Below are 16752 nucleotides of genomic sequence, written 5' to 3'. Positions count from 1 at the left end.
AGGAAGGGGGCATGCCATGGCAGCCCGCCGCATGATGTCCGACGAGGTCCAGGAGCAGATCAAGAAGCTGATCCTGCGCCGCCGCCTCGCCCCCGGGGACCCGCTGCCCACCGAGACCGACATGATGGGCCTGTTCGGCGTCAGCCGTAACTCCGTGCGGGAGGCGCTGAAGGCGCTCCAGGCCGTCAGCATCGTGGACATCAGGCACGGCTTCGGCACGTATGTGGGCTCGCTCAGCCTGGACTCGTTCATCGACGGCATGGTCTTCCGCGCGGCCGTCAGGGATCGCAGGGGGGAGGCCAGCCTCGACGAACTCCTGGAGGTGCGCGAGGCGTTGGAGGCCGGGCTGATCGTCAGCGTCGCGGGGCGCGTGCCGCAGGACGACCTCGGGACGCTGCGCGAGGTCGTCGCCACGATGGAACGCGAGGCCGCCGTGGGCCGGGTGACCGCGGCGACGGACCGCGCGTTCCACCTCGCGCTCTACCGCTCCCTGGGCAACCACCTGCTGAGCGAGGTGCTCGACGCGTTCTGGGCGGCGTTCCACCGGGTGCGCGAGGAGCTGAGGGAGGACCGGCACGACCCGCGCGTCACCTGCGACCGGCACAAGGACATCCTCGCCGCGCTCGAATCGGGCGACGGGCCACGGGCCGCCGAGGCGATGCGGCGCCACTTCGCCGGGATCCGCGACGTACTGAGCGAGAGCGCGGCGCGCGGCGGCGGCCCGGCGGGGCAGCGCTGAGGGTGCGCGGCGGCGGCCCGGCGGGGCCGCGCTGAGGGGTGCGCGGCGGCCGCGCCGAGGTGCGTCGGCCCGGAGCGCGGGTGCGGCACCGTCGGGGCGCGGGCGCCACGGCGCGGCGGTGGGGAAGGCCAGTGACGATCATGGCGTTCCCGGCCCCCTGGCCAGCGACCCGACCATGTGGGCGAGGTCTTCGTCGAGCGGCACGGGCGAGCCCCAGCCGCGCCACTCGCTCCGCCGCTCGGGATGGCGCACGGCGTGGAACGACAGGATGCCGAGCAGGCCCCACAGCTCGAAGTGCGGCACCATGCCCGCGTCGTCGGGGCACAGCCGCTCGGCAGCCGCCGCGAGGAACGGGCCACGGGGCGCGCGCCCGCGCAGGTGCGTGGTGATCGCGCCCACGGCGTGCGCCGGGGTGGAGTACCCGGCGATCGGCACATTGAGGGTGACGATGCGGCGGTCGGGGGTCATGACGAAATTCTTCAGGTTGGTGTCGACGGACACGACGGCGAACGAGGCGGGGTGCCGCCGCGCCGCCTCCGCGAACCCCCCGTCGAGCCACGCGTCGACGGCCAGGCCCACGGGCGTGTCCGCGTAGAACGGGCGCGCCCTGCCCCAGTAGCGGCGCGCGTAGTGCTCGACGAACGCCTGGTGCGTGGCGTGGACGGGCGCGTCGCGCTTGTAGAGGCCGAACCCCTCGTGCGGGCGCGGCAGCTCGCGGCACGCCAGGACGAACGCGCACAGGTGGTCGACCAGCTCATCGGTGGTCGGCGCGCGGTGCTCGTCCTGCATGACCGACGCGAGGTCGTCGCCCTCGACATACTCGGAGAACACCGCGTCGAACGGGTCGCCGCGCTCCGTCTCGAAGACCCGGAGGATCCGCTGCACCGGCAGGAGCGAGGCGAGCGTGGCGTTCGCCTCCGCCAGGTAGGGCAGCGGGATGTCGGTGTCCGTCACATGCTTGGCCACGACGGTCTCGTCGGCGGACGTGACGAGGAACACCGCGTTGTTCGAGTCGCTCAGCTGATGGATGTGCGCGCCGGGGAACTCGGCGGCGAGGAAATCCCTGAAGGTACCCATGCGCTCTCCCACTTCGGCAGTGCCCGGCGTGCTCGGTGTGCTCGGGGAATCCGGCCTCGTCCATCGGGACGACGTGGCGCTGATGCGTCTCGGGCATCGAATCACGGACGCGTCCTCCGCGACGTCGTCAGCCGTCGGCGGTGGCGAAGCCGATCGCGCGGGCCGTCGCGCGGGCGCCCCGGCGCAGTTCGGTGGTGAGGCCGAGGACATCGGTCGTGGCCCGGTCGGCGGCGACGAAGGCGCGCACGTCGGACAGGTGGCGGCGGCGCAGCTCGGTGTTGACGTTGAACTTGGCGACGCCGAGCAGGCGCGCCCGCCGCACGTCCGCGGCGGGCAGCCCCGAGGTGCCGTGCAGGGAGATCGCCGCGGGGACGCGGGCGACGATCTCGCCGAGGCGGTCCCCGTCGAGCCTGGGCTCGCGGCGGTAGGAGCCGGGCACGTTGCCGACCGCGACGGCCAGGCAGTTGGCCCCCGTCTCCTCGACGAAGCGCACGGCCTCGCCCGGGTCGGTCAGCGCGCCCGCCGCGGCCCCCGTGTCGAGGTCCTCGTCGCCCTCGAAGCGGCCGAGCTCGGCCTCAACGGCCGCCCCGCGCGCCCGCGCCGAGGTCGAGCTGGATTGGCCCGCAGCGTTGTTGACGCGGGCCAATACAACGAGACCGCGGGCCCACCCGAGGGACGGCACGACGGCACGACGGCACGACGGCAGGCGACGACGAGCTGGTGAGGAGACCGAACTGTCAGCACCACCCACAGGCCAGGACCCCAGCGGCGGCACGGACGCGCGGCGCTCGGACGACGTGGCGCGGCATCTGCTGCGGCGGATCCGCGAGGGCACGCTGCGGACGGGCGAGCGCCTGCCCAACGAGCGAACGCTCGCCGCCGAGTTCGGCGTCTCGCGCCCGGTGATCCGCGAGGCCATCAGCCACCTCGCGGGGCGGGGCGTGGTCTCCCCGCGCGGCGGCAGCGGCTCCACGGTGATCGCCGTGGCGCCCGAGCGCGCGCAGGAGGCGCTGTTCCTCTACATGCGCGACAACCGCCTCGACTACCGCTCGATCCACGAGGTCAGGGAGCTGGTCGAGGTGCACGCCTCGGGCGTCGCCGCGGCGCGGGCGACCCCCGACGACATCGCGGCGCTCCGGCAGTCGCTGCGCACGCTCAAGGAGTCACCGGGCCAGCTCGCCGCGGCGGCCGACGCGGACGTCGCGTTCCACACGGCCATCACGCGGATCACGGGCAACCAGGTCATCGAGCTCATACTGTCCTCGCTCCACACCACGCTCCTCGACGTCCGCAGCCACAACCTGGCGCTGCCGTCCGCGTACCGGGAGGCGGTCCGTTCGCACGAGGCGATCCTCGACGCGATCGTGGAGGGCGACGAGACGGGCGCCAGGGTCGCGATGAGCGCGCACCTGAACGCGGTGTTCCGCTACTGGCAGGAATCGGACGCCCCGGACACCCCTGAGCCACCGGGGCCCTGAGGGTCAGGGGGTCGCGGGGTCAGGGGGTCGCGGGGGCGGCGGGTTCGGGGCGGTGGACGCCGCGCGGTCGGTAGCCGAGGGCGTCGGCGACTCCGGCGAGGTCGGCGAGCAGCCAGACGATCGCGAGCCACATCTCGGTGCCCTGGAGGCCGGGCGCGGCCGCGGGCGCGCGGGCGGTGGTGGGGTGCGGTGCCAGGAAGCCGAACCCCTGGCCCGGCGTCCAGTGGCCGATGGCGTCGGCGAGCAGGCGGCGGGCGAGGGCGGTGACCTCGTCGGCGCGGTGGCCGGTGTGCCGGGTCAGCCACAACGGGTGGGCGATGTCGAGGATGTTGCAGGCGTTCTGCCGCTCGGGGCGGACCCAGCGGGGGTCGCGGGCGTGCTCGAGAACGGTGTCGATCACAGGCTCGGGATAGGGCAGCGGCAGCCCAAACTGGGCGTGGGTGCCGCGGGACGCGCGATAGAAACCGTTGACGATCGTTAGAAGGCCATCGGCGGGGCGCGGTGATCCCCACATGCCGGTGCGGGGGTCGGCGTGGGCGAGCAGCCAGCCGAAGAGGGCGTCGAACGCTCCGGGGCGCCCGGGGTCGCCATGCCCGCGGTTCCACAGGAACGCGGTGCCCAGGACGTCGACCCAGTGGCCCGCGTGCCAGGCGTCGCTCGCCCAGGGCTGGCGTTCGAGACCGGCGATCACGTCCTTCGCCTCGGCCGCCGCCACCACCTGGACGGGGCCGGCGAACCGGCTGCCGAGCAGGTCGAGGGCGTAGCCGACGCACAGCACGTGGTACGCGGCGCCCGCGTCGAAGAGGCCGGACTCGGGCGGGCGGCGGCGGCCGTCGGGGAGGAGGGGGCCGACCATGCCGGTGACCGGGTCCTGCCACGAACGAAGCCGTTCCGCCTGCTCGGCGGCCGGGAGCTGGGGCGGGGCGGAGCCCAGGAGCAGGTCGGCAATCTCGATCGCGTCGCACTGCGCCCGCACCGTGGGCTCGGCGCCTGGGGCGTCGGCGAAGAGGCCGCCGCTGGCCTCAGGGCTGAAGCAACGGGCCAGGACGCGCTCGGCCTGGTCGCGGGCGGCGTCGGCGAACGCCGCTACCGCACCCGCCAGATCGCCTTCGACCGCAACTGCTCGATCACCTTCGACCGCGCCCGCCCGGTCGCGTTCGGCCGTGGCCGACTGCCCTGCCGGGGGCGCGAGTTCGGGCACGCGCCACCGCAGCACCTTCGCGGGGTTCCCGCCGACGACCGCGCCCGCGGGAACGTCCTTGGTGACCACGGCGCCCGCCGCGACGACGGCCCGGTCGCCGACGGTCACGCCGTCGAGCACGACGACGTGGGAGCCGATCCACACGTCGTCACCGACCCGGATGCCCCGTGAGGTGATGGGCTGCCGGTGCACCTCGGTGTCGGGGTCGGAGAACGTGTGGTTGAACCCCAGCAGCGAGGTGTGCGCCCCGATGCGCACCGCGTCGCCGAGCCGGATGTCGCCCCGCACGACGGTGTAGGGGTTCATGGTGCAGTCGCGCCCCGCGGTCAGGGTCCCGGACAGATACGCTCCGGCGGCGACATAGCTCCCGCGCCCCAGGATGAGCTTCTCGTTCTGCACGGAGGCGAGCTCGGAGACGAAGCAGTGGTCGGCGAACGTGCAGCCGGGGCGGCGTTCGGTCAGCTCGCGCTGGCGCTCGGCCTGGCGGTCCTTCTCCTCCTGGCTGGCCTCGTCCCAGAAGAGCCAGGGTGAGTAGTCATACAGGGTGTGTGTCATGGCCGCGCCTTCTCTTGGTCGGGGCAGGCGGGTGGCGCCCAAGGGGATCCCGGGGGGCCGGTCGGGGGTGCGGTGATGCACGCCGCCGCCCGCGCGATCGCTTTGCATCGCTTGCGCATACCTTCGCTTCTGATCGATGAGGCATCTTTCAGGAGGTTCGTCCGCTTGTCCAGGGGATCCACGCGGCTCGCTTGCCCACACGGAAGCCGCCCGAACGTTCGAACGCAATCATCCGATCGTGGTCGCACAACGCCGATAGGATCCCGGCACCGACGTGCGAGGGAGCTGCCGTGTTCGCCGATGAGCGCCAAGAACTGATCCTCCGCGAGGTGCGCGAACGAGGCTCTGTCCGCCTGTCCGCCCTGGCGGAACGACTCGATGTGTCCATGGTCACCCTGCGCAGGGATGTCGACGTGCTGGCGGGCCGCGGGCTGGTCAAGCGGGTGCACGGGGGCATCACCCGGGGAAGCCAGCCCCGGGACGCGGCGGCCGAGGCGGGCGCGGGGGAGCCTGAGGCGCCCGACCAGCGGCTGGTGTTCGGCATGCTCGTGCCGACGACGAGCTACTACTACCCGACCGTCATCAAGGGCGCCCGCGAGCAGGCCGAGCGCTATGGAGCCAGGATCGTGCTCGGCGTCTCGCGCTACGACGAGGCGGAGGAGCGCTCCCTCGTGGCCCAGTTCCTCGACGGCGGGGTGGACGGCCTGCTGCTGACCCCGAGCAGGCACCCGGACGCGTCGCACGACGACTGGCTGGCCTCGCTGACGGGCGCCGCCGTGATGGTGGAGCGGCAGCCGGAGCTCGGCCGGTCGGCCTCGCGATTCGACGCGGTGGCCTCCCACCACGCGCACGGGGCGTTCCTGGCGGCCCGCCACCTGACCGGGCTGGGCCACAGCCGCCTGGGCCTGGCGGCCAGGCCGAGCCCGACGACGCCGAGCGTGCGTCACGGCTTCCTGTCCACGGTGCGCGAGCTGGGCCTCGACGACCCCGTCGAGCTGGACATCGACCTCGACGGGCCGACCGCCGCCCAGGTCAAGGATGTCGTCTCGGCGATCAGCCACGGCGTGACCGCGATCGTGGCGCACAACGACGTGGACGCGCTGTCGCTGGTCCAGCACCTGCACACGGCGGGCGTGCGCGTGCCCCAGGACCTGTCCGTGGTGGCCTACGACGACGAGGTGGCCGCGCTCAGCGCCCCCGCGCTGACCGCGGTCGCGCCCCCCAAGGAGACGGTCGGCCGCCGCGCCGTCGACGCGCTGGTCCGCCGCATCGACGAGGGGCCGACCGCCCCCGTCGAGCACACGCTGCTCCTCCCCGAGCTGAAGCTGCGCGAATCCACGGACCGGGTGCCGTAGAGGCCCCGTCGCCACGCCTGACGAGCGATCCCCCGCGCTATTGAGCGTTTCCATTCGGATGATATCTTTCGCTTTCTAGCGAACGAAAACGAAAGGCTGGGCGACCGGCTCGCCGCCTTCCCGCGCGTTCAGGACCCGGAGCGGCATCAACGGACTTCGGAGGGGCTCATGAGTCCACGACGGCCTGTGACCACGATCGCCATGGACCCACGGGTCGCCGCGCGGCTCATCAACGCCCCCCTGCGCGAACGACTGCGAACGATCGCGGACGTTCAACCCGCCCACGTGGTCAGCGACTTCACCGGTGTGGAACTCGCCCACACGGAGGTGCTGTTCACCTCGTGGGGCTGCCCACCGGTCACGGCCGAGGTCCTGGCCCGCGCCCCCCGGCTGCGCGCCATCGTGCACGCGGCTGGCACGGTGAAGGAGCTGGTGACCGACGCGTGCTGGCGGCGCGGCATCGCCGTCTCCTCCGCGGCGGCGGCCAACGCCGAGCCCGTCGCCGAGTACACCCTCGCCGCGATCCTGTTCTCCGGCAAGCGAGTGATGGACATCGCACGCGCCTACCGGCACTTCCCAGCCGCGGACGACTGGGCCGCTCGCTTCCCCGGCCTGGGCAACTACCGGCGCACGGTCGGCGTCGTCGGCGCCTCCAGGATCGGGCGCCGGGTGATCGAGCTGCTGCGACCGTTCACCCTGGACGTGCTGGTCAGCGACCCCTATCTCGACGAGGAGCTGCCCGGGGCGCGCCGCGTTGACCTGGACGAGCTGCTCGCCTCGTCCGACATCGTCACCCTGCACGCCCCCGCCCTGCCCGAGACGCACCACATGATCGACGCCGCGCGGCTCGCCTCCATGCCCGACGGCGCCACCCTGATCAACACGGCCAGGGCAGCGCTCGTCGACCAGGAGGCGCTGATCGCCGAGCTCGCCTCGGGACGGCTGTACGCGGTGCTCGACCTCACCCAACCCGAGGTCCTGCCCGCGTCCTCACCGCTCCACGACCTGCCCAACGTCCTGGTGACCCCGCACATCGCGGGCTCCCTCGGCGGCGAGCTCGCCAGGATGGCCGACCTCGCCCTCGACGAACTGGCCCGACACGCACACGGATTGCCGTTCATCCACCCGGTCGACCCCACGACCCTCGCCCGCTCCGCCTGACCCCTCCGCCTGACCCCTCCGCCTGAGCCCTCCGCCTGAACCCATGACCCACGCCCCACGCCCCCTCCGCCCGCACGGCGCCGCTGACCGACTTCGACTGGGAAGCGGGACGACGGGTGGGGCCTGCGGTGCACGTTCGGCAGGAACTACCCGGACACCCTGGCGTACTGCTCCTGGATGGCCAACGGGGTCATCCCGCGCTCGGTGTACCACCGCACCGCGTACCGCTACCACTACTCCATGGACGCGGACCACGAGGGGCGCATCGGCAGCACCGTCGCGGGCGACCGCGGCAACCTCAGCGGCCGTTACCTCGTCGGCTTCCTGTGCCGCCGCAACTCCACCGGCTGCCCGAACTGACCGCCGCCCGAGGGCGACTGACCACCGGACGGGGACGGGCGGGCCCACCGGTTCCCTGACACGGTCCTGACACCGTTCCACGGCCGGGCCCCGCGCCCGCCGCCCCGACCGCCCGCCGCCTCGGCCGCCCGCCGCCCGGATCGCCCAACGCCCCGACCGCCCGCCGCCCCGACCGCCCGCCGCCTCGGCCGGTCACCCTTCCCGGCGACCCCGTCCACGCCCGGTATGGCGGGGCGCGCCGCGGGTAGGGTGGCCGCTGGCACCGGACGGGTCACCGAGGGGAGTGGATGACGTCCTCCGCACGCGACGGCGACAACGGCGCGCCGCCCGAGCCTGACGGCGCCAGGACGGTGGACGACCTGGTGTGCAGGCTGCGGGAGTTGCGCGCCTGGGCGGGCGTGTCGGAGCGGGAGGTGCACCGGCGGGTGGGCCGCGCCAGGGCCGCCCGCGGGGTGCCCGAGACGCCCGCCTACGACACTGTTCACCGATGCTTCCAGCCGGGCCGCCGCCGACTCGACGCGGACCTGCTGGCCGATGTGGCCGAGGCGCTGGTGGACGGCGGGGCCGCCCGGTGGCGGGCGGCCTACGCGCGGGTGGTCGGCGCGTCGACCGGCGCCGGGGTGGTCACGGTGGCTGGCGCGCCACCGGACGACCTGCCCGCGTTCACCGGGCGCGCGGCCGAGTTGGAGGCGCTGCTGGCGCCGGGAGCGGACCCACGGGTGACGGTGGTCGAGGGCATGGCCGGGGTCGGCAAGACCACCCTGGCCGTGCGCGCCGTTCACCTGCTGCTGCGGCACGAACGGTATGGGGCCGTGCTCTGGGTCAACCTCCACGGCCACGCCCCCGACCTGCCGCCTGCCGCACCCGAGGCGGCGCTCGAGGGGTTCCTTCGGCGGCTGGGGATGTCAGCCGACCGCATCCGGCTGCTCGACGGGCCCGACCGGGTAAGGGAGTTCCGCCGCAGGGCCGCCAGGCTGCGGGCCCTTGTGGTGCTCGACGACGCGGGATCGGCGGCGCAGGTGGCGCCGCTGCTGCCCGGCGATGGCTGCCTGACCCTGGTCACCAGCCGCCACCGGCTGACGGGGCTGGCCGACGCCGGGCGGCTGCCGCTCGAGGTGTTCAGCCCCCGCGAGTCGCTGGACCTGCTGCGGAGGACCGCGGGCGCGGACCGGGTCGACGCCGACCCGGCGACCGCCGCCCTGATCGCCGACTCGGTCGGCCATCTGCCGCTGGCCCTCGGGGTGGTGGCGGGCCGCATCAGGGGCCGGTTCGGGTGGACCCTGGCCGACCACCTGGAGCTGCTGTCAGGGCACCGGGCCAGGCTGCGCTGCGAGGACAGCGTCGAGCTGGCGCTCCGGCTGTCCTACGAGAGCCTGGCGCCCGACCGCCAACGGCTCTTCCGGCTGCTGGCCTGCCACCCCGGCGCCCAGGTGGACTCCTGGGCCGCCGCCGCGCTCGCCGGGACCGACAGGGCGACCGCCGCGGCTGGCCTCGCCACCCTGCACGCCGCCCACCTGCTGCGCCAACCGGCGCCGGAACGCTACGAGTTCCACGACCTGGTGCGCGTCTACGCGACCGCCCGCGCCCACGAGCAGGAACCGGCGCACGCCCGAAGGGACGCGTTCGACCGGCTGCTCTCCTATCAGCGGCACGCCGCCGCGCGGGCGATGGACGCGTTCGCGCCCTATGAGCGCCACCGTCGTCCCGCGCCGGGGCCGGGTCGGCCCGCGTTGCCCGCGCCGCCCGACCGGCGGGCTGCCACGGCCTGGCTCGAAACCGAGAGGGACGGGCTGATCGCCGCCGCGGCGGCCGCCGCCGAACGCGGCGACACGGGGCACCCCGGCGTGCTCTCCGGGCTGCTCGCCCGCTACCTCGACACCGCGGGGCACTATCCCGAGGCCGAGGCGCTGCACGGCCTGGCCGCCCGCGGCCCCGACCCCGCGCCCCGGGCCGTCGCGCTGGCCCGACTCGGCGCGGTGCACTGGCGGTTGGGCCGCTACCCGCGGGCCGCGGCCAGCTTCAGGGAGGCGTTGACGGGGTTCCGCGCGCTGGGCGACCTAGTGGGCGAGGGCTGGGTGCTCGGCAACCTCGGCGAGGTGCTCCAGCTCCAGGGCCGTTACCCCGAGGCCCGCGACCACTACGCCGCGGCGCTGGCCATCGCCAGGGAGCTGGCCTCGGCGGGCGGCGGGCGCGAGCGGCTCGGCGCGCACGGGGTGCTGTACGAGCCGCTGGGCCGCTACGCGAACAGGTTCGTGACTGACGCCGAGGCGCTGGCCATGAACCGGGAGGTCCTGGCTATCGCGCGCGCGGTGGGCGACCGGGTCAGCGAGGCCAACGTGCTGGGCAGCATGGGCTCCATCCAACGGCGGACCGGGCGTTACCCGGCGGCCCTGACCGCCATCCGCCAGGCGCTCGACGTGGTCCGCGAGATCGGCCACCACAGCGCCGAGGTGGCGCTGCTCAACGAGCTCGGCACCGCGCGGCGGCTCTCCGGAGGGGCGGCGCGGGCGCGGGAGGCGCTCGAGTGCCACCGGCTGGCCGCCGACCGCGCCGCGGAGCTCGGCGACCGGTACGAGCAGGCGCGGGCGTTCGAGGAGAGCGGGCACTGCCACCGGCTGCTGGCGGAGCCTGGCGCGGCCCGCGCCGCATGGCGGCGGGCCCTCGAGCTGTTCGGCGAGCTCGGCACCCCCGAGGCCGCCGAGCTCGCCGCCCGGCTCGCCGACGACCCCGCGCCGACCGGCGCGGGACTCCGCCGCGGGCCGGGGTCCTGGGGTGAGCGACGCGACCGCTGAGCCGGTCGCCACGCGTGGGGCGGCCCCCGCTCAGGAGACGTACAGCCAGTAGGTGCCAGGAATGTAGGCGAAGACACAGCGGTAGTCGTCCCACGCCCCGGCGTACTGGCCGCGGTACCCGATGATCTCGCACGCCTGCCAGGTGTCGTGCTCGCTGTGGAACCGCTCCCCGGCGGCCGACACGGACGCCGCGCCGTGCGCCTGGGCCGTCGTTCCGGCCGTCCCCACCAGGCTCAGCGCGAGAGCGGCCACGCCGATGCCGACACGATGGATCGCCTTCATTCTTCCTCCTGTTGGTGCCCCGCGGCTCCAGGGTGGATCGAGGGCTGGGAAGAGCCTGGCAGCCGGTCCCCCGGCCGTCGCGCGCCTCGGTCAAAGTCGGTCAGGGACGACCGGGGACGGTCACCGGCCGAGACGGATCTTCCCGCAAGAGGATCGTGCAAGCACAAGCGAGAAAGATTCTACTGTTCGCCCAGGTCAGAGCGATTCAATGGAATCACCGATTCTTCCGCGAGGCAGGAAAGTGCCTGTCTCTCGCGGATCCCTCGACGTCGTTGGGACCACGCCATGAAGACGATTCTGATCACCGGCACCTCCTCCGGCTACGGGCGGGAGATCGCGCGCCACTTCCACGCCCAGGGGTGGAATGTCATCGCCACGATGCGCACCCCGCGCCCCGATGTCCTTCCCGCATCGGACCGGCTCCGCGTCATCGAGCTCGATGTGACGGAGCCCGGGAGCATCGCCGCCGCGTTCGAGGCGGCGGGACCCGTCGACGCCCTGGTCAACAACGCGGGCGTCCCCTCCATGGGCGTGTTCGAGAACACGCCCATGGACCGTGTGCGGGAGGTGTTCGAGACGAACACGTTCGGGGTGATGGCGACGACCCGGGCGGCGCTGCCGCAGTTCCGCGAGCGCGGCTCCGGCGTGGTGGTCAACGTCACCTCGAGCGTGGTGCTCGGGCACATGCCGCTCTCGGCCGTCTACAAGGCGAGCAAGATGGCCATCGAGGGGTTCACCTCATCCCTCGCGCTCGAACTCGCGCCTTTCGGGGTGCGGGCGAAGACGGTCGAGCCGGGCGCCTGCCTGACGACGAACTTCGCTGCCAGGGCGACGAGCGGCGCCTCGCCTGACGCCCTGGTCCCCGAGCCCTACGCCGAGTTCGCGAAGAAGGCGATGGACGGCTTCGCGGCCCAGGACGTCTTCACCCAGGAGAGCGATGTCGCCGAGACGGTGTGGCGGGCCGTGCACGACACGACCGGCCAGCTCCGCTTCCCGGCCGGTCCCGACGCGGTCCGGCTCGCAGAGGCGAAGTGATCGACCGCCAACGAACGTAATGCCACGCCGCCGCGGCGAGCCGACCCCGTGCCCCCACGGGGTCGGCTCGCCGTCCCACGCCCCCCACGTCAACGACGCATCGCCTGCGATGGACAACGAGATCGTCGATGGCGTTCGAACGACATCGACCGCACAGAAGTGATGCGCATCGAACGCGGCGGAGGCGGCGGCCCGCGTGCCGCGACGGGCGATTCGTCCCGAGGAAACGGGAACTCCCACCGGAGGGCGTCCCCGTCCCCGCGTCCCCGTCCCCGCGTCCCCGTCCCCGCGTCCCCGTCCCCGCGTCCCCGTCCGGCCCACGCCGGTCACGCGCTGGAACGCGCGACCACGCGGGTGGGCAGGATCAGCGGGCTGGGCTCCTCGCCGCCGATGAGCCGGACGAGCATGCGCGCCGTCTCGTGGCCCAGGCTCTCGATGGGCTGGTGGACCGTGGTCAGCGGCGGTTCGGTGATCCGCGCGATGTCCAGGTCGTCGAAGCCCACGACCGCGACGTCACCGGGGACGGCCCGGCCCGCGCCGCGCAGGGCGCGCAGGGCACCGGCCGCCATGTTGTCGTTGGCGGCGAACACCCCGTCCACGCCGGGGTGGCGCTCCAGCAGCGCGGCCATGGCGGTGGCGCCGCTTGGCTCAGTGAAGTCTCCGCTCTCCGGGCCGAACGGCTCCAGCCCGGCCAGGATCATGGCCTCGCGATAGCCGCGGTGGCGCTCCCGGCTCACATGGGTGTCCAGCGGTCCGCAGATCATGACCACCCGCCTCCGCCCGCGGTCGAGCAGGTGCTCCGTGGCCCTGCGCGCGCCACCGGCGTTGTCGGCGTCGACGTACCACGACGGCTCGAAGCCGGCCGGGCGCCCGCCGAAGACCACGGGTAGCTCCGTCTCGCGGACGATGTCGAGGACGGGGTCATTCTCCCGGACCGCCATGAACATGGCGCCGTCGACGCCTCGCGCGCGCAGCAGTTCCGCCAGGCGCCGTCGGCCGCGGTCGGCGGCCGCGAGGCACAGCATCAGATGAAGATCGGCCTCCTCCAGGGCGGCTGACGCACCAACGATCACCTTCGCAAAGAAGGGATCAGCGAAGATCGCGGGAGTCTCCCCCGCGATGACCAGGGCGGCCGAGCCTCGCTGGCGGGTCGCCAGGGCGCGCGCCGTCGGGTTCGGCACATAGCCGAGCTCCCTGATGGCCCGTCGGACCGCCTCGCGCTTGTCGCGGCTGACGTGGGGCGCGTTGTTGAGCGCCCTCGATGCCGCCGAACGGGAGACGCCCGCGCGCTCGGCCACCTCGTCGAGCGTGGGCTGCCGACGCGGCACATCTCTCATGGGCTGAGGCCCCCTTCCCCCGCGATCCCGGGAAGGCCCTGGGAGCGCTTCCAGTCTATGGCCGTTCATGACCCCATCACCCCCGGGCGCAAGGGGAGTTGACGCGGCCTCCCTTGACAGCCCTCATCAGCTCACACACCATATCGAAAGGCTCATCGGGTCGCCCTCTGCACTTTGGAAGCGCTCCCACCCCTTGGCACTCGGCGCCCCCACTCACGCCCGGTGCCACAGCCTGGCGCCACCCCACCCCACCCCACCCCACACCGCGTCGCGGTCCAGGACGAACGCCGCGCGGCGCTTCCCTCCCCACGATTGAGGTACATCCATGCGCAGACTCCTCCGCGGGGCAGTGGCGGGACTCCTCGCCCTGCCCCTGTTCCTGGCCTCCTCGCCCTCCGCGCAGGCGGCACCCGACCCACGCGCCATGACCAGCGGCTTCTACGTCGACCCGCATTCGGGGCCCGCCGCCTGGGCGGCCGCCAATCCTGGCGACGGACGCGCCTCGGCGATCCGCGACTCGATCGCCAGCGTCCCGATGGCCCGCTGGTTCGGGTCCTGGAGCGGCGACATCGGCTCCGCCACGGGGTCGTTCGTCGGCGCCGCCCAGGCCGCCGACAAGCTGCCGCTCCTGGTCGCCTACAACATGTACGGCCGTGACGCCTGCGGTGGGCACTCGGGGGGCGGGGCCGCGTCCCCGTCCGCGTACGCGACCTGGATCGCCGCCTTCGCCAGTGGCATCGGCAGCCGCCCTGCCGTCGTCGTCCTCGAACCCGACGCCCTCGGCGACTACAGCTGCATGACGCAGGACCAGATCAACGAGCGCCAGGGCATGCTTGTCAACGCTCTCTCCGAGTTCCGTTCGAAAGCGCCCAACGCCTGGGTGTACCTCGACGCGGGCAATCCCGGCTGGGCCGACGCCTCGACCATGGCCGATCGCCTCCACTCCTCAGGGCTCAGCCTTGCGAGGGGTTTCTCTCTCAACGTTTCGAACTACTTCCCCACCGCCGAGAACGCGTCCTACGCCGGGAGCATCAACCAGGCGCTGGGCCAGCGTCACGGCTACAGCAAGCCGTTCGTCATCGACACCAGCCGCAACGGCAACGGTTCGAACGGTGAGTGGTGCAACCCCGGCGGCCGCAGGATCGGAACGCCCTCCCAGGAAGGCGGCAGCGGCGCCGAGATGCTCCTGTGGCTCAAGACTCCGGGTGAGTCCGACGGCGACTGCGGTGTCGGCTCGGGCTCCACGGCGGGACAGTTCCTGCCGGAGGTCGCCTACAAGATGATCTACGGCTACTGACCCCTCACATCGCGGCCACCCCGTTGCGTGCCGCGCGAGCACGCCGTCGGGCGTGTGCGGGGTGGTCCGGTCGGGGCCGCTCTCCCGGCGAGACCCACCCGACGTCGAGGGGTCGTCGACATCGGTGGTGAGCAGCCAGAACCGCCCGCCGCGGTACCGGAACGCGAGGCGTGGGGCATGGATCCCGCGGCTCGCCGGGAGGACCGGCCCGCGGGGAACGGGCGTCGCCGCTCAGGGTGTTGGCGAGCTGGCGCCAGGAGACCGCCCGGGCCGGGGGCGGCGGCCAGGAGTTCCGCCTCCCGCCGAGGTCGGCATGTCGCGTCGACCGGTGTGCGCCACGGTGCTCCGCTCCTCGGGTGACGCCGCCCCACGACGCCTGACGCGGCGTGGCCTTCGCGCGCCCTACACCTTGAGCCAGGCCGTGGTGTCAGGGGGGAGCGTGCCGGAGGTCAGCGGTCCGGTCGCCAGGACGACCTCTCCCGCGGGGAGCCGCACGCTGGCGTCGCCGACGGTGGCCACGACGAGGATGTCGCCGACGCGAAAGGCGATCACCTCGTCGGCGGCGCCCGGCAGTTCGACCCAGTGGAACGTTTCCGCGCCCAGGTGGTACTTGGTGCGCAGCGCCAGGGCCGAGCGGTACAGCTCGTACGACGAGCCCTCCACGCCGCGCTGCGACTCGACCGCGTAGGGGCCCCAGTCCTCGGGCTGCGGCAGCCATGAGCGCCCGGTGGGCGAGAAGCCGTACGCGGGCTCGCCGTTCCGCCACGGCAGCGGGACCCGGCAGCCGTCGCGGCCCGCGGCCCTGCCGCCCGAGCGGGCGAAGATGGGGTCCTGGCGAGCCTCGTCGGGTATCCCGGTGTGCTCGGGCAGCCCGAGTTCCTCGCCCTGGTAGAGATAGGCGGCTCCGGGGAGCGCCAGCATGACGCCTGTCGCCGCGCGGGCCCTGCGGGCGCCGAGGGCGAGGTCGGGCTGGGGGTCGCGCGGGCCGATGCCGTCGTCGGTCGGCGTGCCGGTCGGGAGCCCGAACCTGCTGACGTGACGCACGTCGTCGTGGTTGTTGAGCACCCAGGTCGCCGGTGCGCCCACGGCGCCGTAGGCGTCAAGGGACTCCTGGATCACCAGGCGCAGGTCGGCGGCCCGGTAGGGGCAGTCGAGGTACTGGAAGTTGAACGCCTGGTGCATCTCGTCGGGGCGCACATACGCGGCCAGCCGCGACGGGGGCTGGAGGTGGGCCTCGGCGACCAGGACCAGGTCGGGGCCGAAGGCGTCGAGCACCGCCCGCCAGCGCCGGTAGATGTCGTGCACGCCCGGCTGGTCGAGCAGCGGGGTGCGGCTGCCGTCCGGCGCGGGGCGCCCGCTGTGCTGGTACTCCAGCGGGTGGTCGGGCAGCCCTTCGGCCTTGACCAGCCCGCGGGCGACATCCACCCTGAACCCGTCGACGCCGCGCGCGAGCCAGAACCGCAGGATGTCGTCGAACTCCGCGCGGACCTCTTCGTTGCCCCAGTCGAAGTCGGGCTGCTTGCTGTCGAACAGGTGCAGATACCACTGCCCCGGCGTGCCGTCGGGCTCGGTGACCCGGGTCCAGGCCGGTCCGTAGAACGTCGAACGCCAGTTGTTCGGCGGCAGGTCCCCGCCGGGTCCGCGGCCCTCGCGGAACATGTACCGCGCGCGCTCGGGGCTGCCGGGGCCCGCGGCAAGCGCCTCGCGGAACCACGGGTGCTCGTCGGAGCTGTGGTTGGGCACGATGTCGACGATCACCCGCAGCCCGAGCCCGTGCGCGCGGGCGACCAGGGCGTCGAAGTCGGCGAGGGTGCCGAACAGCGGGTCGACGTCGCGGTAGTCCGACACGTCGTAGCCCGCGTCGGCCTGCGGCGAGCGGTAGAAGGGCGAGAGCCACACGGCGTCGACGCCCAGGTCGGCGAGGTGGTCGAGGCGGGCGGTGATGCCGGGCAGGTCGCCCATGCCGTCGCCGTCGGAGTCGGCGAAGGACCGCGGATAGATCTGGTAGATGACGGCGTGCCGCCACCAGTCGGCCGCGGGGACGGGCTGGTGGGCGTGGTTCATGGTGCGGTCCTCGCTGTGC

14 protein-coding genes are annotated in these 16752 nt (G+C 73.5%); 8 read left to right on the top strand and 6 right to left on the bottom strand.

All coding sequences use genetic code 11. The features are described 5' to 3' along the window. The first annotated feature begins 34 nt into the window (after positions 1-34). Positions 35-739: a FadR/GntR family transcriptional regulator gene (locus DEH69_RS25830; protein WP_113689491.1), complete on the top strand. Its 705-nt coding sequence runs from the start codon at positions 35-37 to the stop codon at positions 737-739. Positions 740-877: 138 nt separating this feature from the next. On the opposite strand, the gene DEH69_RS25825 is transcribed toward DEH69_RS25830, so the two are convergent. Both DEH69_RS25825 and DEH69_RS25820 read right to left on the bottom strand, forming a co-directional pair. Further along, complete coding sequence (locus DEH69_RS25825; protein ID WP_113689398.1) at positions 878-1816, bottom strand: hypothetical protein; 939 nt, start codon at positions 1814-1816, stop codon at positions 878-880. A gap of 127 nt (positions 1817-1943) precedes the next feature. Then, the gene (locus DEH69_RS25820; protein ID WP_220131341.1) at positions 1944-2498 is read right to left on the bottom strand and encodes a class II fructose-bisphosphate aldolase; all 555 of its coding nucleotides are present in this window, start codon (positions 2496-2498) and stop codon (positions 1944-1946) included. A 115-nt stretch (positions 2499-2613) separates the two neighbouring features. Between DEH69_RS25820 and DEH69_RS25815 the strand changes: the two genes are divergently transcribed. Further along, complete coding sequence (locus tag DEH69_RS25815) at positions 2614-3294, top strand: FadR/GntR family transcriptional regulator (RefSeq protein WP_181727608.1); 681 nt, start codon at positions 2614-2616, stop codon at positions 3292-3294. A gap of 19 nt (positions 3295-3313) precedes the next feature. On the opposite strand, the gene DEH69_RS25810 is transcribed toward DEH69_RS25815, so the two are convergent. Further along, positions 3314-5050 carry a DapH/DapD/GlmU-related protein gene (locus DEH69_RS25810; protein WP_113689396.1) on the bottom strand — a complete coding sequence of 579 codons (1737 nt, stop codon included), beginning with the start codon at positions 5048-5050 and terminating at the stop codon, positions 3314-3316. 290 nt (positions 5051-5340) lie between these two features. Here DEH69_RS25810 and DEH69_RS25805 point away from each other — a divergent pair, with 290 nt between their 5' ends. The 4 genes from DEH69_RS25805 (at position 5341) to DEH69_RS25790 (ending at position 10718) form a co-directional block, all read left to right on the top strand. Further along, positions 5341-6405, top strand: coding sequence for a LacI family DNA-binding transcriptional regulator (locus DEH69_RS25805; protein WP_147255855.1), 1065 nt, complete (start codon positions 5341-5343; stop codon positions 6403-6405). A 201-nt stretch (positions 6406-6606) separates the two neighbouring features. Continuing rightward, on the top strand, positions 6607-7566 hold the full coding sequence (locus DEH69_RS25800) for a hydroxyacid dehydrogenase (protein WP_258534962.1): 960 nt from the start codon (positions 6607-6609) through the stop codon (positions 7564-7566). A 177-nt stretch (positions 7567-7743) separates the two neighbouring features. After that, positions 7744-7926 (top strand): hypothetical protein, encoded by a 183-nt coding sequence (locus DEH69_RS25795; protein ID WP_113689393.1) that lies wholly within the window; start codon positions 7744-7746, stop codon positions 7924-7926. A 287-nt stretch (positions 7927-8213) separates the two neighbouring features. Then, the gene (locus DEH69_RS25790; RefSeq protein WP_113689392.1) at positions 8214-10718 is read left to right on the top strand and encodes a tetratricopeptide repeat protein; all 2505 of its coding nucleotides are present in this window, start codon (positions 8214-8216) and stop codon (positions 10716-10718) included. Positions 10719-10748: 30 nt separating this feature from the next. Here the strand turns inward: DEH69_RS25790 and DEH69_RS25785 are convergent, their stop codons facing one another. Continuing rightward, entirely contained in the window at positions 10749-11000 is a 252-nt protein-coding gene (locus DEH69_RS25785) for a hypothetical protein (RefSeq protein ID WP_113689391.1), read from the bottom strand. Between the two features lie 285 nt (positions 11001-11285). Between DEH69_RS25785 and DEH69_RS25780 the strand changes: the two genes are divergently transcribed. Further along, positions 11286-12035 (top strand): SDR family oxidoreductase, encoded by a 750-nt coding sequence (locus DEH69_RS25780; RefSeq protein WP_113689390.1) that lies wholly within the window; start codon positions 11286-11288, stop codon positions 12033-12035. A 326-nt stretch (positions 12036-12361) separates the two neighbouring features. Here DEH69_RS25780 and DEH69_RS25775 read toward each other — a convergent pair whose 3' ends face one another. Next, positions 12362-13372 (bottom strand): LacI family DNA-binding transcriptional regulator, encoded by a 1011-nt coding sequence (locus tag DEH69_RS25775; protein ID WP_113689389.1) that lies wholly within the window; start codon positions 13370-13372, stop codon positions 12362-12364. Between the two features lie 325 nt (positions 13373-13697). Between DEH69_RS25775 and DEH69_RS25770 the strand changes: the two genes are divergently transcribed. Next, the gene (locus DEH69_RS25770) at positions 13698-14669 is read left to right on the top strand and encodes a glycoside hydrolase family 6 protein (RefSeq protein ID WP_113689388.1); all 972 of its coding nucleotides are present in this window, start codon (positions 13698-13700) and stop codon (positions 14667-14669) included. 402 nt (positions 14670-15071) lie between these two features. On the opposite strand, the gene DEH69_RS25765 is transcribed toward DEH69_RS25770, so the two are convergent. Then, entirely contained in the window at positions 15072-16733 is a 1662-nt protein-coding gene (locus DEH69_RS25765) for a glycoside hydrolase family 13 protein (protein WP_113689387.1), read from the bottom strand. Positions 16734-16752 lie beyond the last annotated feature (19 nt).

This window comes from Streptomyces sp. PT12 (assembly GCF_003311645.1).
Taxonomy (GTDB): Bacteria; Actinomycetota; Actinomycetes; order Streptomycetales; family Streptomycetaceae; genus Streptomyces.
This window is presented reverse-complemented; position numbering and strand designations above follow the sequence as displayed.

Coding starts and splice junctions, on each gene's coding strand:
- DEH69_RS25810 (WP_113689396.1), bottom strand. CDS start 5,050: ATGACACACACCCTGTATGACTACTCACCCTGGCTCTTCTGGGACGAG.
- DEH69_RS25775 (WP_113689389.1), bottom strand. CDS start 13,372: ATGAGAGATGTGCCGCGTCGGCAGCCCACGCTCGACGAGGTGGCCGAG.
- DEH69_RS25825 (WP_113689398.1), bottom strand. CDS start 1,816: ATGGGTACCTTCAGGGATTTCCTCGCCGCCGAGTTCCCCGGCGCGCAC.
- DEH69_RS25780 (WP_113689390.1), top strand. CDS start 11,286: ATGAAGACGATTCTGATCACCGGCACCTCCTCCGGCTACGGGCGGGAG.
- DEH69_RS25795 (WP_113689393.1), top strand. CDS start 7,744: ATGGCCAACGGGGTCATCCCGCGCTCGGTGTACCACCGCACCGCGTAC.
- DEH69_RS25830 (WP_113689491.1), top strand. CDS start 35: ATGTCCGACGAGGTCCAGGAGCAGATCAAGAAGCTGATCCTGCGCCGC.
- DEH69_RS25790 (WP_113689392.1), top strand. CDS start 8,214: ATGACGTCCTCCGCACGCGACGGCGACAACGGCGCGCCGCCCGAGCCT.
- DEH69_RS25765 (WP_113689387.1), bottom strand. CDS start 16,733: ATGAACCACGCCCACCAGCCCGTCCCCGCGGCCGACTGGTGGCGGCAC.
- DEH69_RS25770 (WP_113689388.1), top strand. CDS start 13,698: ATGCGCAGACTCCTCCGCGGGGCAGTGGCGGGACTCCTCGCCCTGCCC.
- DEH69_RS25785 (WP_113689391.1), bottom strand. CDS start 11,000: ATGAAGGCGATCCATCGTGTCGGCATCGGCGTGGCCGCTCTCGCGCTG.
- DEH69_RS25800 (WP_258534962.1), top strand. CDS start 6,607: ATGGACCCACGGGTCGCCGCGCGGCTCATCAACGCCCCCCTGCGCGAA.